At 60.6% G+C, this 22,339-nt stretch carries 11 protein-coding genes; 8 read left to right on the forward strand and 3 right to left on the reverse strand.

What is annotated here, in order from left to right; genetic code table 11:
• Positions 1-196 precede the first annotated feature (196 nt).
• From NKJ00_RS22505 to NKJ00_RS22515, 3 genes are read right to left on the reverse strand one after another with little or no spacing between them, the layout of a single operon-like run.
• Positions 197-3,538, reverse strand: a complete 3,342-nt coding sequence (locus tag NKJ00_RS22505) for a DEAD/DEAH box helicase (protein ID WP_352631284.1) — start codon at positions 3,536-3,538, stop codon at positions 197-199.
• 22 nt (positions 3,539-3,560) lie between these two features.
• Complete coding sequence (locus NKJ00_RS22510; RefSeq protein ID WP_352631285.1) at positions 3,561-6,965, reverse strand: UvrD-helicase domain-containing protein; 3,405 nt, start codon at positions 6,963-6,965, stop codon at positions 3,561-3,563.
• Positions 6,965-9,625 carry a PD-(D/E)XK nuclease family protein gene (locus NKJ00_RS22515; RefSeq protein WP_352631286.1) on the reverse strand — a complete coding sequence of 887 codons (2,661 nt, stop codon included), beginning with the start codon at positions 9,623-9,625 and terminating at the stop codon, positions 6,965-6,967. Before NKJ00_RS22515 ends, NKJ00_RS22510 begins: the two co-directional genes overlap by 1 nt.
• 171 nt (positions 9,626-9,796) lie before the next feature.
• Here NKJ00_RS22515 and NKJ00_RS22520 point away from each other — a divergent pair, with 171 nt between their 5' ends.
• The 8 genes from NKJ00_RS22520 to NKJ00_RS22555 all read left to right on the forward strand — a co-directional run bounded on the left by NKJ00_RS22520 (position 9,797) and on the right by NKJ00_RS22555 (position 21,991).
• On the forward strand, positions 9,797-10,693 hold the full coding sequence (locus NKJ00_RS22520; RefSeq protein WP_352631287.1) for a BrxR family helix-turn-helix transcriptional regulator: 897 nt from the start codon (positions 9,797-9,799) through the stop codon (positions 10,691-10,693).
• Positions 10,680-13,424, forward strand: coding sequence for a DUF499 family protein (locus tag NKJ00_RS22525; RefSeq protein ID WP_352631288.1), 2,745 nt, complete (start codon positions 10,680-10,682; stop codon positions 13,422-13,424). The genes NKJ00_RS22520 and NKJ00_RS22525 overlap by 14 nt, the downstream gene beginning before the upstream one ends.
• Complete coding sequence (locus tag NKJ00_RS22530; protein ID WP_352631289.1) at positions 13,424-14,413, forward strand: hypothetical protein; 990 nt, start codon at positions 13,424-13,426, stop codon at positions 14,411-14,413. Before NKJ00_RS22525 ends, NKJ00_RS22530 begins: the two co-directional genes overlap by 1 nt.
• 12 nt (positions 14,414-14,425) lie before the next feature.
• Complete coding sequence (locus NKJ00_RS22535; protein WP_352631290.1) at positions 14,426-17,629, forward strand: DUF1156 domain-containing protein; 3,204 nt, start codon at positions 14,426-14,428, stop codon at positions 17,627-17,629.
• A 2-nt stretch (positions 17,630-17,631) separates the two neighbouring features.
• A complete protein-coding gene (locus NKJ00_RS22540) occupies positions 17,632-18,132 on the forward strand; it encodes a hypothetical protein (protein WP_352631291.1) in 501 nt (166 codons plus the stop codon).
• A gap of 11 nt (positions 18,133-18,143) precedes the next feature.
• Positions 18,144-20,906, forward strand: a complete 2,763-nt coding sequence (locus NKJ00_RS22545) for a DEAD/DEAH box helicase (protein WP_352631292.1) — start codon at positions 18,144-18,146, stop codon at positions 20,904-20,906.
• Positions 20,907-21,359: 453 nt separating this feature from the next.
• Complete coding sequence (locus NKJ00_RS22550; protein ID WP_352631293.1) at positions 21,360-21,599, forward strand: HTH-like domain-containing protein; 240 nt, start codon at positions 21,360-21,362, stop codon at positions 21,597-21,599.
• Positions 21,596-21,991, forward strand: coding sequence for a hypothetical protein (locus NKJ00_RS22555; RefSeq protein ID WP_352631294.1), 396 nt, complete (start codon positions 21,596-21,598; stop codon positions 21,989-21,991). The genes NKJ00_RS22550 and NKJ00_RS22555 overlap by 4 nt, the downstream gene beginning before the upstream one ends.
• Positions 21,992-22,339: the final 348 nt, after the last annotated feature.

Consider the following 22,339-nt stretch of genomic DNA (forward strand, 5'->3'; position numbering starts at 1 on the left):
TCCGGTGATCGCCGTTGTATCGCCAAGCCGCGCGAGTTTATTCTCCATCCCGTCAACCGGATTCGGTTCAGGTCTGCGGCGAGCGCCTTGTGCGCATCTTCCGGGGATAGGTTTTCCTGAGCCAATGCAAGTGACGACATTGGTCGCGGCACCTTTGTTTTGGGCGACCAGCGCCGCTGTTGAATGAACCTGGGCATCAGTCGCTACCGATGATCCGCAGGCGCATGGCACGGGTCTCCAGCAGATATGTCTCGACGCCGGCAAGCAGGTGCAGACCTTCCTCGCCAATCGCTTGGCGGGAAAGACCGGGCTGCACAATGCGAACGTCGTATTCGAAGCGATGGTCCTGCCAGCCGGCTTTCAGCTTCTTGATCATGGCCGCCGAACCCCTCTCGATCCGCGAGCTGAGCCCCCTGTCACGCCGCATCTGTTCCCGCTTCAGCATGTGCTGGAGCATCCGGTTGGGCCGATCACGCCACCTGGCCGATTTCTGAGCTTGCCCGCACACCTCGTAGAGGTCGTTGAGCCGAGCGCCGGGCGTTGCGGCGCTTGAATATTTGCAGTGGAACAAGGTCACCGACACGACGCTGTCGGTGATGCGCAACGTGACCACATCAGCGATTTCACCTTTGCCATCGTCGTCAAAGATGACGTCATAGGGCTCGGTGTCGGCCAACAAGGTTTCGATGACGAGGCGCTGTACAGAATCAATCCGCTTCTCGACGCCCTGCGCTTCGGCGCGGATGTTGGTTTTCGACCAGTCCCACACCTCGATCTTCTCGGGCGGATAGGGCTGGACCATTTCGTCCTCGGGCAGGGCATAGAGGTGGCTATAGATCAGCAGGGAGCCGTCACCGAAGTCGATCTGCGGTGCATCATCGGCAAAGGACTCCGAAAGCGTCTGGATCTTGCTGCCCACCTTGATCGTCGCCTTGGGTCCGTTGCGCTGGGGGTAGCGCGCTCCGCCATCGGCAAAGACGATCTCGAACTCGGCGGACTGGTCGTCGCTTCGCACCGCAAAGCGGAGCGGCCCTGTTCGCGCATTGTCGAGCAGCTCGATGTCGCATTCTGTGAACACGACTGGTTTGTCGCCAAAGGTGATTTCGATCCGGTCTTCGATCTGCATCAACAGCGATTCCGGCCAATGAATCGCCACGGGCGGGACCGCCGGGCGATCACTGATCTGGCGCGGACGCATAGCGCTCTTGAACACACCGTCGGTGGTGATGCCGGGATCATTCACGGCGCGGCCGACATCCTGACACCAGTCGACCCAGTCGGTGAGATCACGTACCTTGGAGATCGACCAGAACTTGCCTTTGGCCGAGCAGCCTCGCGAAGCCGGCGCGCCGTCGAGAAACCCGGTGGCGAAGACGTTGTTCTTGATCCGTGACTGGGATTTGGCGCTGTCCAGCCCGTCGGCCACATCGACGCCCATGTACATGGAATAGCGAACGCCGCGGCCCTGATGGTGAGTGAGGCCGAGGTTACGCAGGATCAGGCGCTTGAAGCCGTGCAGGCTGCGGAAGACATCTTCGCCCTCGACGCGGCGGGCCGTCTCGCCGCAAACGGCCTTGGCCAGGCGGTCGAACGGTCCCTTGGCTGAACTACTGATATAGAGCAGGCCGCTTGCCTGGTCCCAATGCAGCATATGCAGGTCCCACGTCACGTTGATGGCGTGTTGCGCCGTCGTCCAGCGGGCCTGTTCCTCCGCCCGGGTGACGAAGATCGCCACGCGCTGGTGCGGATTGATTTTCATGCCGAGGTAGAAGCCGGGGTCGTATAGATCTTCGGCTTGGAAGGGATCCCAGCCATCGCACGAAGTCCGGTACACGACCGCGTTCATCTTCGGCTCGAGGGTTTGCAACGGAATATCGTCGAGATCGCCGGTGAAGCCCTTGAACATCTCGGCACGCCGGACCTGGCGCTCGATCTTGGCCGAGCTCAGCGCCTCAACCAGCGCGTTCCAATCAGCGTCTTCGGAATAGAGCTTCGCCAGTGATCGATCGATGTCGTCGATGCCGGTGTTGGCGATGACGGTCGCATCACCCAAGGTTGGGTCTTGGCGAGTGAAGCGGCCAACAAACTGGATCGTGACCGCGATGCTTTTGTGGTGGTCGTGCAGAGCCGCGATTTTCAGTTCGGGAAGGTCGAACCCTTCACCCAGCATGTCGACACACACGATGATCCGGCTCTCGAATCGTCGAAGCGCTGCAAGATTTTCGCGTCTCTCCCGCAGCGGCTGCTGGCTGTGAACGATGACTGGCCGATGTTCCGGATAACTCTCGGTATACAGCCGGTGCAAGTGCTTTGCGCGTTCGATGGTGCTGCAACGGGCCATGGCGAGGTGGTTGAGGCCAGCCGCGAGGTCCTCGGCAAGGACTTCGCCTAGCTTTTCGGCGATCGCCAGGTCGGCGTCAGGACGACCAAGTCCGAAGACGGCCTCGAACCGGATCGGTTTGAAATAGCCTTCTTCCTGCGCCTTCTTCAGGGGATAGGTATAGATGAACTCGCCGTCCACGCGCCGCCCATCCTCGCGAAACGGGGTGGCGGTAAACTGGACGATCGGGATCGGTGGTTTGCGGTCGACGAAGAGACTGCGAAATTCCGACCATGTCCGGGCGCCGATATGGTGTGCCTCATCGATGAAGAGCGCTGCGGCTCGCGCCGCCATCTGTTCTTGAACCTGGGGTTCTGCCCGCCCGGCGATGTGCATGGTTGTGACGATGACGTTGGCCGTGTCGAAGATTTGATCGACCTCGGCAACAGACGCGGGGATGTGCGCAAGACGGACCACCACGGGATAGTCGGCTGATGCGTCGAGGCACGCCTGACTCTTGAGGACGCCAAAGGTTTCGAATTTCCCGGCGATCTGTTCGCGAAGGGCGTCGGTTGGCACCACGACCAGTAACCGATCAAACTGCTGGCTAGCGTTCAGGGCCAGCATGGTCTCTGTCTTGCCCGTGCCGGTCGGCATGACGATGGTCGCGGGCTCGGTCGAGCGTGTCGCATGCGCGAGGGCCGCGTGGAGTGCGCCGATTTGGGGTCTCCTCAGTCCGGGGACGGCTAGCTTGCCATCCGCGGCCGCCCGGCCTTCGCGCAGATGGAAGGCGTCATCCCAGGATACGGTAACGGCCGCAAGTCGGGTCGTCATATCTGGAACGCTTACCAGAGCGGGATTGAGGGGCGTAGGACGAAGCCAACGCCCTTCTCCACGCTCCAGCGCTGCCTTGATTTCCTCTGGGTGCTGGGCATCGGGTACGAGCAGGACGAGGTCAGCATCCAGCTTAGTCGCCGTTTTTCCGCTGAGTACGATGAGGGTCTGGCCGTTTGACAGCGTCGTCTCAAATCCACCGACCCGCCGAACCGTGAAAGGCTTGAGCCGGCAAATGGCTTGTATCGATGGCCCCGCCTGCTGGCGCGTCGTGCTGCCCAAGACTCTGCCCTCGACGGCCATTCGCGCCGGGAGGAGCAGCGACACCTCCTCGGTGAAGAGGTCGTCCTGTCTTGGAGCGGTGGCGTCTGTTCGTGCGTGCATCGATCCCCCCTGCGCCGGCCGCCTACGCCGCGACCGCGGCGACTGGCGAAGGCGCAACCGCGAGGATTTCGCCCGACGTCACCAGTACGATCAGCCCCCGTTGTGTCCCGGTCATATCAAGATAGTTCCGTACCTGGGCGCGATAGTGCTCGATGGCCTCCGGGCTTGGCTGAACATCGCTCTTCCAGTCGACGACGACCTGCGGTTTTCCGTCAGGCGCAAAACTGATGGCGTCCGCGATGCCTGCGGTCGCCTGTTCAAGATCGTCGACAAACGCCGAGGCATAGACCGGAAACTCCGGCGCAAGGGTCGGCCGAAGCTCGGCGATTTCGGGCAAGGCGAGGGTGCGAGCCACGCAGCCTGCGAGCTCGGCCGGCGAAAGACCTTGGGCGGGATCATCAACCACCGGGCTGTCGATCGTGGCGATGAGCACCTGCGCGCGTTTGGCCAGAGACGCCACATCGTCGGGCGTTTCGCCGGTCAGAACCTCCTCGAAAAGCTTGTGCAGGATCAGACCACGTTCGCGTCCGCCCTGGACGCTGGCGGGGGTGGCATCGTCATGAGGTTGACCCGCGTCGCTTGCTGTCCAGATTTCTACCGCTTCGGGTGTCACAACAGGCCCGGTGCTGGATTCGTCGCGGCTTGGCGCTAGCCAGGTCAGGCGGCGATGACGGTCTGCGATGGCAGCGGCTTCGGCCGCAAAAATCTCCCGTGTCTGCGGGTTGCTCTGGCCGGCCGGTGCTGCTCCCACGTCCGGCGAGAGATGTGACAGATCGAGCGCCGGAAGCTCGCCGATCGACAAATCGAGGAGGGAGATCCAGGCCGATTTCGACGGCGCGGCGTCAAGCCGAGGCAGGACAAGCAGCTCGCGCGCCCGGGTGGCGGCGACATACCAGAGCCGGATGCGCTCGCGATCGAGCTCGGCTTTTTCCGCGTCGCGGGCGTCGTCATACCCGACCGGTCGGACGCCAAAGACTGGGCAATAGAAAATGTCGCTGTCGCGATCGGTCACCGCGCTTTCCGGCGCCATGATCCCTGTCATCGTATTGACGGGCACGACGATCGGCCATTCCAGGCCCTTAGCGGCGTGCATGGTGTAGAGGGCGATGGCCTCTTCCTGGGCGTCGGGTCGTCCTTCAACGGCACGCGATTCGTCGGTCCAGGCCGCCGTCATGGTCTCGGCAAAGGCGCGAAGGCCCCGAACCGCAAAGGCGGAGGTCAGACTCAGATAGAGATCGACGTTGGCGAGTGCGCGTTCCGCCTGTCCCCGGTGCCGTTCGAGCAGGATCGGGCGTACCCGCATCACATCGACTGCCTGCGACAGGAGGTCGTGCGGCGTGGTGCTGTTGGTCCGACGGTAGAGCGTTTGCAGCTTCTCGATGGTGGTCCGGGCAAGCGTGTGTTCGATACCGCTTGCATCGACCCCGAGATCGAGCCGGGGCAGCGCATCCGGGTAGCCCTCGGAGCGCGGCAGCGTCCAGATAATGTCGAGAAGCTCCTCCTCGGTCAGGCCGACGAGCGGGCCGCGCAGCAGTGCGCCCAAAGCGAGGGTGTCGCGCCGATCGGCGAGGACGCGGGTCAGGGCGATGAGGTCTTGGATTTCCTGGCGGCGAAACAGTCCCTTGCCCGCCTGGGTCGCGACCGGAATGCCGTGTCGTTCCAGCGCCTCTTCATAGCGCCACAGATCGCTGCCGGTAGGGGCGAGCAAGGCAATGTCGCCCGGCCGGCAGACCCGGCTGGCGCCGCTCCGGCGATCGAGGATCATCTCGCTGCCGATCAGGCGGGCGCACATTTCGGCGACCGCTTCGGCTTCGGCGTCACGCTGCTGTTCGGCCGTGGCCTTGCCGTTCTCGTCGGCGACCGCGACATCCAGGGCTGCGACACACAGCGCCTCTTCGCGATCAGCGTGGAACGGGTCGAGCGCGGTGAAGCCCGGCTGCCCTTCGCTCGACAGCAACGTCTCGAAGCGCTCGTTCACATAAGTGAGAATGGGAGCGCAGGAGCGAAAGTTGGTCGAGATCGACAGGACACTGTCCGGGTTCTGGGCGAGAAACGCATCCCGTGCCCGCACATAGGCGCTGACGTCAGCGCCGCGGAAACGATAGATCGCCTGCTTGGGATCGCCGACCAGGAACAGTGCGCCGGGACGGATTTGAAAAGCCGACCAGTCGGCGGTCGAACCGTCAGCGGGCGGTTCGCCGCAGAGACGCCAGAAGATCTCGGTCTGTAGCGGGTCGGTGTCTTGAAACTCATCGACCAGTACATGGGCGAAACGCGCCGCGAGCGCGCGGCGAACATCATCATGATCGCGCAGCAAGCCGCGCGCCGCGAAGATCAAGTCGTCGAAATCGAGCAGAGCGGCTGAACGCTTGTGGTCGCGGAAGCGGTGCAGAACCGGCTGCACCTGGGCGATCAGATCGGCGAGCACGCGGCTGGCGACATTCTGAAGCATGGTCTGCCATGCCTCGCAGCACGCCATATAGTGGCCTTCGGCTGCCGTGTTGAGCCGCTCGCCATCAGCCTTGGCCAAGCCCTCGCGCTTGGCCGCATCGACCCATTTGCCCTTCCTCCTGAATGCGGAGAAGGCCCCACTCTTGGTGCAAAGATCGTGGTGCGGCTGGGATACCAGCAGGCGGACCAGCCCGGCCGGCGTTTCGGCAACCGGAGCCTGATCAAGGGCCTGCGCCATTTCGGCGAACCGCTCGGCGATCGTCGCCGTTTCTTCCTCGACCGCGGGCGCTGTGCGGATGAACTCGGCGAAGGAGTCCGCCGCGGCGAGGAAGGCTTGAAGGTGCGGCGCCAGCGGGGTGACCTCCGGGGCGGACACCGTTCGACGCCGGCGCAGGTTCGCGACGATCTTGTGGATCAGCCCGACGGTCTCACCGGGATTCTGAAGCACCATTTCGGCGATGATGCCGCCTTCGCCACCTGAGAGTTGCTCCCGCAGCCAGACCTCGACGATCTCGATGAAGGCGAGATCGGCCTGGTTGCGATCCATCACACTGGCGCCCGGATCGATATCAGCCTCGACCGGATAGGGCTTGATCAGGCGCTGGCAGAAGCCGTGGATGGTCGAGCAGGTGATCTCGTCGATCGCAGCGCTCGCTGCCGCGAGATGGGCTTTTTGGGTGTCTGACAGACCGCCGAGCAAGGCGATCCGCAGTTCGGGCGGAATTTGTCCGGCGGAGAGGTCGCTGACGAAGTCGCGCACGCGGATCAGAAGCTCGCTGGCCGCCAGTTCTGTGAACGTCACCGCCGCGATGGATTTGGGCGCGATGCCTTCGGCCAGCATCACCGCGATGCGACCGGCCATGACAGCCGTCTTGCCGGACCCGGCGCCAGCCTCGACCAGGATCGAGCGATCATGCACGCGGATCGCGTTGCAGCGGGCGGCGTCATCGCGAAGGTCTTTCGTTACAACGGTCATTACTGCGCCTCCCAGACTTGCGCGGCGTCGCCAAACAATTCGGTCGCGGCCGAAAGCTTGCGTTTGCAATAGGTGGCGCCTGCGTTCGCCGGCAGCGCAAAAGCCAGGTCGTCGTAGGTTCCGCCGGTATCCGGTCCGATGAGCGCGTTGCCGGCTGTCAGATTGGTTCGCGCCGCCTGCAGATATCCGGTGATCTCGACCAGTGTGGCTTCGGGATCGTCGAGTTGCAGATCGATCTGGTCGCGCGGGTAGAGCAGCGACGCGCTGATAGAGACATCCGTGCCCAGCAACGCCTTCACGGCGAAGGCGTAGAGGCAGCGTTGCAATTCCCGGCCACCGTCCAGGCCGATATTGTCCTTGGGTGGCCTGCCCGTCTTGTAGTCGCGGACCAGGACGCGCTTGCCATCGCCTGAAATGTCGAGACGATCGATGTAGCCGGCGATGCGAAACCCGGCGTCGGGGATTTCGACGGCCGTTGCCGAATCCCACGGGCTGTCGGCATCCGATTTGACGCTAAGCCCGCCAAACGCCACTTCGCCATAGGACCGGGCGTCCGGCAGATGCTCATCACCATAGGTGAGCGCGCGGCTGGTGAGCAGGCGCACTTCATCCAGTGTCCGGTGCCAGATGACAGCGGGCGGGACGGCGCGTTCGCTTTCCCAGACACCTGAAACCTCGGCGGCGGCGTTCCGCACCGCCGCTGCGATCTGGTTTTCGTCGGCCTTGGCGAGGCCACCTGCCGCCTCCAGCTTTTGGAGCGCGAGGTCAAGCGTCATGTGGACGAGGTCGCCCATGCCGAACGCATCGAGAACCAGGGGATCGGTCCCGCTCTCGGGCATCCGCAAGTGCATCCCATATTTCCAGAGGAAGCCGAGGGGGCTTCGCAGAAGGAGCTTGAGCGAACTGGCCGACTGAGTTCGGGCCAGGATGGCCAGCAGGAGAGGATGGTCCGCCCGAACCAGCCCGTCGTGCGGCGTGATCTCCTTGTGGTGCCAGTCGCGCCAGCAGGTCGTCGCGCTGATCGCCTGCGGTTCATGTGCAAACTCTTGCGGACGCGCCATAAGCCGGTCGGTTTCGCTGAAAGCGTGGAGCGGGACCGCATTGCGGCGGATGTAGGTCTCGCTAGCGTGATCACCGACCAGAGAACTGCGCCCGAGAAGTCTGCCTTCGCTGTCGCGACGTGACCGCGACAGAATGATCTGGCGCTCGGTCGTCGCGAGAATGGTCTCGAAATCCCGCCGGTCGGCCGCGCCGACCGGGAGCGGATCGAGCTCGACGGTCGGAATGATGTGGTCGGAGATCAGGCGATCTTCCGAAATGCCGCGCGGCCAACGCGCAGAGTTGAGGCCGACGAGCCGGACGAACCGGCGCGGCGATGCAGCCAATGCGCTGGCCGGCATCCAGGCGACGGAGACGCAGGCCTCCAGGCCGTCATCCTGTTTCAAGGTTTCGAGGGTCGCGTCGAGCGATCCGGAAGGACCGGCCAACAGCGCCTTGCGCCAGATCGCCAGTGCTCGACCATTGAGAAGCGCAGCGCCGATTTCCTCTGCGGCGATGTGGCCCTTGGCGAGGAGCGCGACGATGCCGCGCAGCGTCGCGGCATGATCCTGCGCGTCGGGCCAGTCAGCCGGCGTCAGGCGATCGAGCAAGCGGGTCCAGGCGGCGGCAGAAGCCAGCGGCGCGTCCGACGGAAGGACGCGCATCCAACCCGGGGGCAAGGTCTGGAACGGGCCTGCTGCCGATCCGCAAAGTCCAGCCAGGCGGCGCATACGGGTCTGCGACAGGCCTCGGATGAGGATGTCGGCGAGCGCGGCGGCGGCTTGGCCGTCCCGCGTTGTCGTGACTTTGATCCCGTGAACGAAGTGAAGATCGAGATTGGCGTCGGCGCGAAGTGAGAGGAAATGGTCGTCATACTCGGCCGTCGAGGCGCCTGCGATGGCGACGTCAGCGGGGACGGCTTCCCCGGAGGCCAACAGGCTGCGGGCCCAGCGCACGGCTTCAATGACCTCATGATAGGCCGTGGCCGCGCTGACGGCGCTGATGGCGGGCGTTTGAGGGCTTGTCCGGCTGACTGCGACACCCGCTGCTTCGAGCCAAGCGGGTGTGGAACGCGGACCCGCGGTCCACGTCACTGCGGTATGGGCGGTCAGCGCCTGAAGGAGGGGACGCCAACAGGGCGACAACTCGGTGATCCCGATGATCTCGACCGGGCCGAGCACGGCCTTGGCATGACCAAGGCGCAGACTGGCCGCGGCGACGAGATCGACCGGGCGCATCATCCCTGACGGCAGTTGCGCCAGCACCGCGGTTTCAAGCCGCGCGATGGAGTCGAGGCGGGGATGGTCCGCTGCGCGCGCGGCCAGGTCGATCCCCGCGCGCCAGACCTTGTGAAGGGTGTCGGCCGACGCATCGACCATACCGGGAAGCAGTTTGATGCTTTCCAGTTCGCCGAGCGGGGTGGACGGCAAGACCGCCTGGATCGCGGCGCGCAAACTCTCATCGTCGATCGGCCTGGCGAACCCGCCGGCAAGGCGAACCGCCAATTGTTCAAACGACATGATCTGAAGGCCGTGCTGGCGTTCCCGCGCGGCGGCGAGTCGACGCTCGCGCATTGCTAGGCGCCCGTGGGCGATGATGGTTCGTCTGCCTGATGCTTCCATCACTTTTCCGCCTTAACCCCCGTGGAACCGCGCTTTCTGAGGAACGAGGCGACGCACCCGTCCACTGCGACGCATTCCGCCTTGACCCAAGCACCCTTCGCGAATAGAAAATAGATGGATCGTATAGATATGTCCAGATAGTTTCTATCCGTATCGTTGGAGGCGAACTTGATGGCGCAGGCCGGCGCGGGACTAAAGTGGGGAGTGGAGCGGCGACTCGAATTCATCGAGTTCCGGCTGTTCTGGGAAGGTGGCGTCAACCGCGCCGATATCATCGAGATGTTCGATGTTTCGGTGCCGCAGGCGTCCAAGGACCTCACTCTCTATCAGGAGCGGGCGCCTCATAACGCGATCTACGACAAGAGCGCCAAGCGCTATATCGCGAGTGACGCCTTCACACCCTGTTTCCTAAAGCCAGACCCCGATGGGTATCTCAGTCAGCTTCGCTCGGTTGCTGACGGCATTCTCGATCCGTCACAAGCGTGGCTTGGGCATTTTCCATCGTTTGGCGTCGCTCCCAGCCCTGCGCGAGAAATCAGGGCAGAGGTCTTGCGATCGATGCTTTCCGCGATTCGCCAAAGGGAAGCCGTAGAAATTCGATATCAGTCCCTGTCCAGCTCCGAATCGAGATGGCGTTGGATCACGCCGCATGCGCTCGGTTTTGACGGATTTCGATGGCATGCACGGGCATTCTGCGGTGTCGACCGAGTATTCAAGGATTTCCTTTTGTCTCGCATCTTAGAGACGCGAGGCGCGAAACCGGGTGAGATTGAAGCGGGTGCAGATACTGATTGGCAGGACGAGGTCACGCTTGAAATTGGCCCGCACCCTGGTCTTTCCGACGCTCAGAAGAAAGCAATCGCGCTGGACTACGGCATGCGCGAGGGAAAAGCGCGAGTGAAGGTTCGCAGAGCTCTTCTCTATTACACACTGAAGCGCCTGGGGTTGGATGTCGATCCAAACTCACGCGCTCCACAAGATCAACAAATCATTCTCTTGGAACCGCTGGCTACGTACAGCGGCACCTACGCGAACGGGGCAACGGGGACGGCGAATGCTCGGGCTTAATCTCAGGCAAGAATTTAGAGGGCGGCGTCTCAAAGGGACGGCGATCGAACTATCAAACGAGGCAAATACCGGCGCCACGCAGATCGCGGCCAAGGATTTTCTGGAAATCACCTATCCGACGCATGACTTGTTGAAGGGCATCGAAGCTGTCGGGCCGAATCAAGGTCGCCCGGTCGTCGTTATTGGTGAGCGCGGTCTTGGTAAGTCCCACTTGATGGCCGCACTGTTTCACGCGGTCAACGATGCGGCTTCAACCGGCGCTTGGCTGAAGAATTGGTCGACCACGCTGGGCGATCCGCACATCGGCGACATCCAGTTGCGCGATGGGATGCTCGTCATCGGCGAGAGCCTGCATCGGCAGCGCTACAAGTTTCTTTGGGACCTACTGTTCGAGCAGCATCCGCACGGTGCCTACATCAAAGGTAAGTGGGAAGGCATGGGTGCCGCGATGACGGATATTCCGTCTGACCAACTCATCCTGGAACTCCTTCGGCATAAGCCTGTCATGCTGCTGCTGGATGAATTTCAGACTTGGTACGATGGCCTCACGAACACCAAACAATATCCATGGAAGCACTGGGCGTTCAATTTCATCCAGATCCTGTCTGAGATCGCCAAGGAGCATCCTGAGCTCCTTGTTCTCGTCGTTTCTGTACGAAATGGCGAAACTGACGCATATCAGCAGATACATCGCGTCAACCCCGTGCAGATCGATTTCAAAGCGGGCGGAAGCCCGGAGCGGATCCAGCATGATCGGCGACGGATGCTGTTGCACCGTCTCTTCGAAAACCGGCTCCAGATCACATCATCGTCGATCGAGGCCGCCCTTGCGCGGCACATCTCGGAATATTTCCGACTCTTGAGCACGCCAGCGGCGGAGCAGGATCGCAAGCAACGGGATTTTATTGAGTCGTGGCCCTTTGCGCCGCATCTTCTGCAGTTGCTGGAAGATCAAGTCCTCGTCGCCACCGATGCTCAAGAGACCCGAGATCTGATCAGAATTCTGGCAAATCTCTTCAAGAGCCGCGGAGACCAAACGCCCGTGTTGACCGCGGCGGACTTCAGGATGGATGACGATGCCTCGGGCATTGGCGCGCTCCTGGATTCGGTCGCCAATCAGCAACATCGGACGCTTCGCGACAAGGCGCTGCGCAATCTGACCTCGGTCACTGAGGCAGTCTCCGATCATGCGTCGAAGGCTCCCCACTTGCAGGAAATCGTGGGCGCGTTGTGGCTTCGCTCGATCGCAGTTGGAAATCTTGCGGGCGCCGAACCAGCCGTTCTTCAAGCGGATATCACTCAGACCAAGCCGATCGACGACAACGCCTTCCAGGTCGAGCTGGCCACGATCATCGAGAACAGCTTCAACATCCATCAAGATGGTGCGCGGCTTGTCTTCAAGGAGGAGGAGAACCCACAGGCCAAGGTCATGGCCTCCGCCCGGAACGATAAGCTCTTCACGGACGGGTCCGATCTCGCGCAACTGGCGAGGGAGACGCGCTATGTCATCGGCGGTTCCGAGGAGGTGGCGCGTACCTTCCGCGTCATTGCCCTGCCGCGCACGTGGCTGACCGATCCCTGGTCGGGCCTAGACGAAGCTGAGCAGCCGGAGAGATGGGATGAACGCCTGCCGATCCTCGTGTTGCCGGAGGAGCCGGACCGGTTGAGCGAACGCCTTGGGCGGTGGTTGAAAGATCATCTCCAGAAGCGCCGCAACACCGTTCGCTTCCTGCTGCCGCGAGCCGGGACGACGAACGCGTTTTATGACCGTGACCTGTTGATCCTCGCGCGCGCCGAGATGAAGGCGCAGGAATGGAGCGTCCAAAGCCCGGAATATCGCAAACTCCAGACGAAGTATCAGAACGAACTCCGGGACATTCTAAAGAAGCGGTTCGACCGCTTCGCAGTGCTGCACCGCTGGAACTTCACGGAACCGGCCAAATGCGAATTCCACGTTGAGACACTTCGCGAACAAGGCGCGAAGATTCCCGATGCTATCGAGCAGGCCCTAGTCAACGATCTCTTCGTCCCCGAGGATTTCGAAGCTCTCGTGCTGGAGGCGGCTAGCGACAATGTCCCCGTAGGCAAGCTGTTGCGTGAGCTTCAGGAGCCGCGACCGGCGGGACAAGATTGCATCCCCTGGCTGGGCGAGACGGCGATGAAGGAGCGCATCGTCCGCATGTGCGCGCGCGGCAAGGTGGCGATCAATCTCCGGGGCATGGAGTATTTGCAAACGCAAGCCGGAGAGGATGAGGACGCGGCGTGGAGGCGTCTGCGGCCCAAGTTGGCTTATACCGGACGCCAGCTTGATGAGATTTTCCTGCTTCCGCCCTCTGCCGTGCCATCGACCGGGGGAACAGCACCGCCGGCGGCATCGCCGAGTGATTTGCCCGCTGGAGGACTGTTCGGTGGAGGTGCAGCGCCGGCACCGCCCCCAACGCCGGGAGAAGGCAGTCCAGATGCGCCTTCAGATTCCGAAACTGGCCCACAGATACCTGGCGGAATTTTTGGCGGAACGGCGCCTGGTTCGCGGACGACCCTTTCCAACCCGGCGACTTCGCCGCTCAACCTGATCGGCAAGCTGGAGGGTTGGGGAATCGGCCCCGCCACCCCGGTCCGGGAAGTGACCTTAAAGGTCACAGCGGCAACCGGCGCTCAGTTGAAAGAGCTGCTGAAAAAGCTACCGGACGGCATGACCTTTGAACTCTCCCTCGACAAGGAGAGCAACTGATGGCGCTTGATCCGGATCAGTTTCGCGCCCTGACGACTGCAGCGCCTGACGAGGCATGGCGGGTAATCATCGACGACATCCTTTCGGTCTGCGTTCAGCCCTTGTCGGCGCCCAACGCCTCGGGGGAGGTCACGAGACGGGACCGCGCCATTGGCGCGCTTGACCATCTCCTCGCGGCGGCTGCGTGGGACTTATGGGAACAGTTCGGCGAGACTGTCGACCGGAACGCTGATCGGCTCGTCGACTGGTGGTCGTCACCCTACAGCGCCAAGGCCATCCTTATCCTCGATGGGCTAAGTCTGCGTGAACTGCCTTGGTTGGTTGAGGGCGCAAAGGCCCGTGGCTTTGCTGTTCACAGGACGACAGCGCATGGGGCGGAGGTGCCGAGCGAGACAAATGCCTTTGCCCGTGCCCTTGGATTCAACAGCCGAAGCCAGCTTCAGAATAACGGCGGTGGCAAGGCGCATCGCTTCGCGCCAGCAAGAACCGAATGCGTCGATCTGCCGTGGAAGGATTGCGCCGATCTCATCGATGCGTCCCCTAATTGGATCTTCTGGCATCAATGGCCAGACAGCAAATTGCACGATGGTTCTGGCGCCGGTCAGGGGCTCGACACTCTTACTCGCGACATTGCGGCGCAACTGGGCAGCGATGATTTTTGGGAGTTTGTCGAGCGTCTTGCAAAGGGCAGGCGGCTGGTGATCACGTCAGACCACGGCTACGCCGCGACCGGCTTGTTCTTCGATGCTCCAGACGAACAGGCCGCCTTCCTAAAGGGCATCCTCAAGAGCGGCCGCCTCGTGGCCGGCGAGCACGATCCCGGATCGTTTGTGCCGCCGGTGGCTCTGCAAGCGAACAGTCCGCATGGCAAGCATCTGCTTGCTGTCGGTCGATGGAAATGGCGCAGCCAGGGTGGATACCCGACGCTGGCGCATGGTGGGCTCTCTCTGCTTGAGATGCTGTCACCATTCATAGAAATGACGAAGTAGGGAACGCCGCGTATGGCCACGAAGAAAGACTTTATTGCTCAGGAAGTGGCTCGCGCAGTTGGTGCTGGCAAGACGGTTGCGTTGGAGACAGTTGATTTCGGCGATCCGAATCGTTCGAAGACCTGTCTTGAAGTTGATTTTCCAATCTTGCCCGTGAACCAAGTCGCCGTCATCGAAGGCAACGCGGGCAAGCCGATCTATCAGATGTCGAAATGGTGGGCGCGCCGTCGGTCGACCGTGTTCCGGTCGATGCTCATCGCGGCGGCAACAAAGGCTCCAGAAGATCCCGCGTTAGCTGCGAAGCTCGTCTGGGACAACTACTACGCGAATCATCAGAAAAAGGGGGCCTTCAAGCACTTGAAGGTCGCCGACATCTTTATGGGCGGCGGCACGACCCTGGTGGAGGGCTCACGGCTGGGTATGCAGATGTCCGGCAACGACCTCAATCCGGTTGCATGGTTTGTTGTGAAGCAGGAGCTAGCCGATGTAGATCTCGACGAGGTGCAGCGTCTGCTGGCGGACATTGAGGCAGAAGTGAAGCCTCAGATTATGCCATTCTACTATTGCGACGGCCCGAACGGCGAGAAAGGGATCTGGACACACAAGCCGACGGGCAAGGCGATGGGACCGGACTTCGATCCGCTGACCATCAAGTCCGAAGAGCGCAGAGACTACAACTACGAAGGCCCGGAGATGATCTACACCTTCTGGGCCAAGCACGGCCCGTGCCAGGTGACGGGCTGTGGCCATCGAACGCCGATCATGACCAGCCCGGTCATGGCGGTGAAGACGCTGACCGTGAAGCATTGGGAGCATGAATGCTCCGCATGCGGCACCGAGTTTGAGATAGAGGATGCCGAGGCCCGAATGGCGCCTGACGTGCCGCTCTACGTCGCCCCGGACGAGAGGCCGTATTCGGTCCTCGACGCTAGGGGGCGCGTGACCTGCCCGAGTTGCGGCCACACGTCGATGGTCAAACTTGGTAAGGGTAAGAATAAGAAAGTAGAATTGTCCCTGCTGGTGCATCCGGAATGGTTGGGGGGAAGTCCCTCAAAGGATGCAAATGGAAAGCGGTTCGGCGGTTCGGCGCAGGACGATGCGGAATCAACCATTCGCTGGAATCAGGAAAGAGCCGCAAGGATTCGCCTCTTGGAGGTTCGCGGCACACTGCCGCCTGAAGTCACCTGTCCAGTAACAATGGTTACCTTTAACACCGGAAAATCAGGAGGGACGGTTCCCAAAAAATCCACGTTTGCTTGCCAAGCAGACGGAAAAGAAAATGATGTCCTTGAGGCCGTTAAGGCTACTGGCAAAACAGCGCCAATGGCCGGTTATGCGGTTCAAGCTTATTCACCGCAACGGGATAAGGGCGGTCTGCCCTACGGTGGTCGTTTCTTTCTACCGTTCGACAACCGTTTGTCACGCCAATACGACGCGGCAATTCTAGAGTGGGAAAAGCGCGGGAATACAGATTTATCTGACTACTGGCCGCGATCAGAGCTGCCCTATGGTTTCATGACCCATCATCTTCAAGGCGGGGTGCCAAATCACGGTTTCACGCATTGGTGGACAATGTTTAATCCGCGTCAACTCTTGGCTCTTACCCAAATCCTGAAGGCCATATTCGAAGCGGGAGATCACGATTGGTCTACCCGAGAATATGTTCTCGGGTCGTTCCAGAATTTTCTGCGCAATAATACTATGTTTGCATTTTGGCACGTGACTAAGGACCATTTCGTTCCTGCTCTTTCAAATAACAATTACCATCCCAAATCGACTGTGGTCGAGGTAGGAGTCTTTTCGCCGGTTGGGTATGGCCCATGGTCATCAACGGTCGGCCCCCTCACAGAGTCGAAGGAGTGGTCCGAACAACCTTGGGAAGCCGTTAGCGCCGAAACTCTCAGCACTGTTCATCCAGCCATTGCTGAAAAAGTGAGTGGAAAAAGCGAAAAAGTATTTCCTGGAGATCCCGTCAACGGCGCAGAAATACTTCAATGCTCGTCGACGGATCTTCTCCACTATGCAGATCAATCTGTTGATCTGGTGATTACCGATCCGCCATTCGGTGGATTGCTTCACTACTCGGAACTGGCCGACTTTTTTTACGTTTGGATGCGTCTGCCGCTCAAAACCAAATATCCAGAGATTTTCGGACCCGAGTACACGCCCAAATCAATGGAAGCGGTCTCCAATAAAGCACGTGAGCCCGATGACCCCGATGGTTTTTACCAACGGCTCCTGACGGCGTGCTGGAAGGAGGCGCACCGTATCCTGAAACCAGGTGGCATGCTCGCGTTCACGTTCCACCACAGCGAAGACGCCCCATGGGTCTCCGTTCTTGAATCGCTATTTGACGCGGGTTTTTTCCTCGAAGCCACCTATCCGATCCGGTCGGATGAAACAAAGGGGGACGGTGAGTTCGGCTCAAAGACCATAGAATATGACATCATCCACGTGTGCCGGAAACGCACCGAAGAACCTAAGGCCGTGAGTTGGGGACGCATGCGCCGAGAGGTGCTGGCCGATGTCCGCCAGCTTCAGGGAATGCTTGAAAACCACGCAAGAGCCGGTCTGCCGGCTGCGGACCTTCAGGTCATTCGTCGAGGTAAGGCGCTGGAGTATTTCTCCCGCCACTATGGCAAGGTCTTCGTGGATGAAGGTCGTGCTATCTCGGTCAAGGAGGCCCTTGTAGGCATTAACCAACTGATCGACGAGGACGCGAATAAGACGACCGAACCGCCGCCAGTTACGGCAGAACCCATTACCCGGCAGTTCCTCCGCATCTTCAACGGCCAAACTGAGCTCGCGCGCGACCAGATGCAAAAACTGCTGCGTGGCTCCGGTATCGCGCCCGACGAGTTCACCAACCGTGGTTGGGCGAACGAAGAGAAGAAGGTATTCCATCTCGCCGACCCTGTTGCCTTTGCTCAGGATTGGCAGGGAAGGCACCGCCGGCGTTTGACAGCCGATCTCGATCAGGCGCTCGTGCTGATCGGCGCTTGTTACGATGGCAGCGGCATCAACGCATCGGATACGCTGAAGAACGAGAATTTCAGGCCGCATCCCGCCCTGAAGAGTCTCCTCGAATGGCTCAGCAAGCACGGCGCGACCCCGCCGAAGCGAAACGGGTCGTCGCGGGCATTGTCGATCTACAACAACTGGGCCTCCAGCCACAAAGAGGCGGTCGCACAGATGTCGCTGTTCCAGGAGGATTGAGCGTGAAGCAATTGCTCGACAGCGTCTGGCAGCGGCGTGGCGTGAGCTGGATTTGGGACGATGAAGCGCTCTCGGTCGTCGCAAAGCCCTCCGAAGTCTACAGCTTGCGCGAACTCCTCCGTGCCCCGAGGGATTGGCCGGACGATTTGCCGAGCAACGGCGGAAATACGCTGGTGGTGGCCGGCCTAGATGCATGTCTCGATCTACTCACTCCGGCCGACGCTGACGGGTGGCTGGCAAACGAGCTGAAATCCGCCATCTTATCCTTCCAGGATGAATATTCTGGTGAAGCTGCCCTCGTTTTCTGGCTGCCCGTCGGACATCGCCGTTTTCATACCGACATGGCGACGGATGCCGTCCGCTGGCGCTGCTCGGCGCCCCACGCCGACCAGAAAATCGAGTTTGGGCGTCTCCTGTGGGGCGAGGCTCGGGAATACCCGCAGGAAATCATCCTCTCTGAGGGAGGCAAGCCAGTCGGCTTGTTTCACCTGCGGATCACCTGAGGGCCTGTTTGATGGATGGTGTAAGTTTCAGTCCGGGCGATCGGATAACCCACCCTGATTTTGGCGCAGGGGTTGTGCTCGACTCTCCGCACGAAGGCTATCTGCGAGCCTTCTTCAGCAGCGGGGAGCGGCGCGTTCCGCACGAAAGCGTCCGGCGCGAAGTGTCGCGGACGGAGCGAATTCTGCGATCGGTCGAAGGTACGCCCGAGCGGGCGCGGGCTGTATGGCTTTCCTATGAAGCCCACACGTTGCCGGTCATGGAAAGTGCGTCGGCCCTAACGTCGGCACGGATTGATCTGCTTCCGCACCAGGTGGTTCTGACGCACAGGATTGCCACAGCTTCGCCCCGCCGCTTCCTAATCGCCGACGAGGTCGGTCTTGGCAAGACTATCGAAACTGCCCTGATCTTGCGCGAGTTGGTCAGTCGAGGCGAGTTGGACCGGGCACTAATGGTGGTTCCCGCGGGCCTCGTAAATAATTGGCACCGGGAGTTGAACGAAGTCTTCAATCTGGATTTCGAGGTGTTCGGATCGGAAGGCGACATCACCGATCGGAAGACCAACGCCTTTGCCAAGCATGATCGACTGATCGCCAGCATCGATACGTTAAAGCGACCGGCGCGTATCAAGCGGTTGCTGGAAGCGCCACGCTGGGATCTGGTAGTTTTCGATGAGGCGCACCACCTGACCGCGTACCGAACGGGAGGGAAGGTTCGGAAGACGGAGAACTACAAGCTCGGAGAGGCGCTGAAGAGTCACGCGCGTGATCTCCTTTTGCTTTCTGCGACGCCGCATCAAGGCAATCATTTTCAGTTTTGGATGCTTATTCAACTTCTCAATCCGACCCTCTTCGGCAGTCCTGAAGAGATGCTCGAGAATCGTCATCGCTTGAACACTGTCATGTTCCGTCGGACCAAGGCCGATGCCTGCCGGCCGGATGGTGATCCCCTTTTTGCCCGGCGGTGGGTGCATACAGAATCATTTCTTATGGGGGACGAGGAGCGGCGATTTTATGAGAAGCTGCGCGAGTACCTCGAGGACGGTTTCGATCTTGCCAAGCGACAGGGCAACCAAGGTCGTGCCCTTGGCTTCTTGATGGCCATCTTCCAGAAGATCGCAGCATCAAGCTTTGCCGCCGTGCGTCGGACCTTGAAGCGCCGGATGCTGATGCTAACGTTGCACGAGGCCCTTATTCGTGATCGCGACCTCGACATTGAGGGCCGCGAGCGCCTTTACGATGAGGCCCGCGAGCTGATCCATGCCGAATGGGTTCTCGGGCGCGATCCCGTTGGCCGGACCGAAGTCGACCGGGTGATGGCCGACCTCAAGTATCGACTTGCGAAGAAGCTGGACGAAGAGGCGCTCGAATTGGCCTCCGACCCCTATGGCAGCGAGTTCGCCTCATCGCATATGGAGGACGCCGCGTCGGCCGCAGTCGATATTCATCTGCCCGAGGAACGGCTTCGCATTGCCGATCTGCTATCGGTATTTCCTGAGCAGCGGGAGACCAAGGTCCAAAAACTGCTCGATGGATTGGGCACGCTGTGGCGCCAGAACTCCAACGAGAAGATCGTGATTTTCGCCACCTACCTCGGCACGGTTGACCTGCTCGCCCGCGAGATTGAACAGGTTTATCCAGGCCAGGGGGTCGTCGTCCTACGTGGCGGGGACCACGGTGCAAAGGTTGCAGCTGAACGGCGCTTTCGTCTCAAGGACGGGCCGCGGGTCCTGGTCTGTACGGCAGCCGGCCGCGAAGGCATAAACCTTCAGTTCGCGCGCGTTCTCTTCAATTTCGACTTGCCCTGGAATCCGATGGATATGGAGCAGCGGATCGGCCGCATCCATCGGTATGGCCAGGCTCACGCGGCACAGGTCTACAATCTAGTGCTCTCAGACACGATCGAGGGACGCATCTTTCTTCTCTTGGATGACAAGCTCACCGAGATCGCACGAACGCTCGGCAAGGTGGATGATCAGGGGAACATCGCGGAGGATCTTCGTTCTCAGATACTAGGTCAACTTTCCGAGCGATTGAACTACGACCGACTGTATCAGGAAGCGCTTTCTGATCCCGAACTGAAGAGAACGGCCGTTGAACTTGAAGCGGCGCTTTCCAACGCGCGGGAAGCACGCGAAGTCGTCTTCGATCTGTTTCAGGACCTCGATGGATTTAGTCTCGACGACTACAAGCCGTTTTCCGATGTCTCGTCGGGGATGGATCGCCTAGTCCGGTTCCTAGCGGTGGCTCTGGCCGATAGGAACTGGAGGCTCAACAAGGTCGACGATTTGACCTACGACTTGATCGCCACGGATGGGGCACGAAAGAAGCGGTTCACACTGGACCGCAACATGGCCACGTCAAATGACAACGTGGACCTAATGGGGCTCGATCATCCCCTTGTACAGGAGGAGTTGGGACGGTGGCGCAGTCTGCCACCAGAGCAACTCGGCGTTTCGCTTGGAGGAAGCGAGATTGGAACAACGCTTCTCTCGTTTTGGCTTGTTGAGGCATCGGCCGGCACCGGGGAGAAGCGTATTTCCGTTCAGCCGATCGCGGTTAATACAGACGGAACGCGAGTTCCAAGTGTGGAGCGGCAGGCCGGCCAATTTCTCCACGCGGCGGAAACGAGTCCCACCCTATCCCCTGATGAGCGCCTCTCGCTCTTCGCAAGTGCTGTTGAGCCCACCTTGCAGCGGGAGCTCAAACACAAGGGGGCTGCGAATGGAGACGGGAGTTTTTCGGCCGAGTTGATCGGATATGTGGAGATCGCCTAAGGCCCGATCGCCAATCCGCTGTTAAGCCCGGGCCTTTCAGTTTCCGCCTTCAGATGCATGGAGGCCACGAAGAAGATCGCCGATGTTTCGACCGCCGACACGGCACACGGCGATCACCCGGTCGTAGACGATGACACGGCCACTTCGACCGCATCGCGCTTCGCAGTTCATTGTTTGCCCAATCGCCACCTGTTCGAGAAACGCTTTCCCCCGGTGCGGCGCAGCCCGTGCCGCTTGCCGCATGCGATGTGCCTTTGAGCACTTCCGGTTAGAATGCTGATCCCGGAAAGTTTCTCATCAGCCTAGCTCGCCAGTCGAGCGCAGACGAACCCGCTCGAAGGACGATATCCCTTGGCCAGCGATGCTGTCTTTGTACTTATTAGCTTTAAGCATATTGCAATTAGCTAAACGCCAGGGTACGGTCAGCGATACCGAGTAATCATGGGGAGTCGGATGAGGGCTGACGAAGCACTAAAGAAGATCAAGGTTGCGATCGAGACATCGCCGCGGAATGGATATATCGCCGAGCTCCACGTTCAGGTGATCAAGTATGCCGATGTTCTGGAGGGTGTAACAGGCAGAGAGTTCTGCGAAGCCGTGGGGCTGACGCCGGCCTTCGGGACTGAATTTGCGAAGATGCGAAAGATCGCCGGCAGGCTAGTGAACGCCGGCCTTGATGTGGACCGGATATGACGACGGTCGCTTCAAACTACCTCTACTCGACCTTGCGGGAGCGAATCGTCGAACACGTTTTCGTTGGCGACGCTCTCCGAGAGCTCTGGCGGCTCGGCGTGTACGATGTCGAAGTCCTCCGATCGGAATTCGACGCCCACGGCTACGACCTGGTGATGGCACGAGGAAAGATCGTTCGCCACATCCAGTTCAAGACCGGAACGCAGAAGGAGCCCGGCACCGTATCACTCTCCCGGGCCTTGGCTGAGAAACCGAGTGGGTGCGCGATCTGGATTCGGCTGGAAGCTGACCTCGGCATGGGCCCGTTCTTTTGGTTTGGCGGCGGGCCTGGCCAGCCCCTCGCGGCACTCGACCACCTCCTTTCCATTCGCGAGGATCGGAAGCCGGGATGACCCTCGTTGTCGCGCACACCTCGCAAGCTAATGGCGTCTGTTCGAAATTGGCCGTGGTGATCGCAGAACACGCTATGCAGCTGACGGGCCAGGCCGCATAGGTTGTGTGATTTGCCATCCCACCTCCGAGCATCAAGAACGTGTCATAGCCACAAGCGGAGCAATGAGCATCGGTTGAGGTCCCCAAGACTGTCCTCCAATTTGCCGTGATTTCTATCGCGCAAAGACCCAATTCCGACGAACTGGTCTGCATCGGCTGGAAAGCGCAATGACCGCTCCCTTGGGGTTTTCGAAGCAAGCGAGCCTGTGCCAATATATTCAAAGGGAAATGATAAGCAAAACGGACTG

The sequence above is a fragment of the Mesorhizobium sp. M0227 genome, from assembly GCF_040321855.1.
Taxonomy (GTDB): domain Bacteria; phylum Pseudomonadota; class Alphaproteobacteria; order Rhizobiales; family Rhizobiaceae; genus Mesorhizobium.

What these genes read in the sequence shown, in the direction of transcription:
- NKJ00_RS22505 (WP_352631284.1), bottom strand. Translation starts at nt 3,538, where the DNA reads ATGCACGCACGAACAGACGCCACCGCTCCAAGACAGGACGACCTCTTC.
- NKJ00_RS22545 (WP_352631292.1), top strand. Translation starts at nt 18,144, where the DNA reads ATGGATGGTGTAAGTTTCAGTCCGGGCGATCGGATAACCCACCCTGAT.
- NKJ00_RS22530 (WP_352631289.1), top strand. Translation starts at nt 13,424, where the DNA reads ATGGCGCTTGATCCGGATCAGTTTCGCGCCCTGACGACTGCAGCGCCT.
- NKJ00_RS22510 (WP_352631285.1), bottom strand. Translation starts at nt 6,965, where the DNA reads ATGACCGTTGTAACGAAAGACCTTCGCGATGACGCCGCCCGCTGCAAC.
- NKJ00_RS22535 (WP_352631290.1), top strand. Translation starts at nt 14,426, where the DNA reads ATGGCCACGAAGAAAGACTTTATTGCTCAGGAAGTGGCTCGCGCAGTT.
- NKJ00_RS22555 (WP_352631294.1), top strand. Translation starts at nt 21,596, where the DNA reads ATGACGACGGTCGCTTCAAACTACCTCTACTCGACCTTGCGGGAGCGA.
- NKJ00_RS22520 (WP_352631287.1), top strand. Translation starts at nt 9,797, where the DNA reads ATGGCGCAGGCCGGCGCGGGACTAAAGTGGGGAGTGGAGCGGCGACTC.
- NKJ00_RS22550 (WP_352631293.1), top strand. Translation starts at nt 21,360, where the DNA reads ATGAGGGCTGACGAAGCACTAAAGAAGATCAAGGTTGCGATCGAGACA.
- NKJ00_RS22515 (WP_352631286.1), bottom strand. Translation starts at nt 9,625, where the DNA reads ATGGAAGCATCAGGCAGACGAACCATCATCGCCCACGGGCGCCTAGCA.
- NKJ00_RS22525 (WP_352631288.1), top strand. Translation starts at nt 10,680, where the DNA reads ATGCTCGGGCTTAATCTCAGGCAAGAATTTAGAGGGCGGCGTCTCAAA.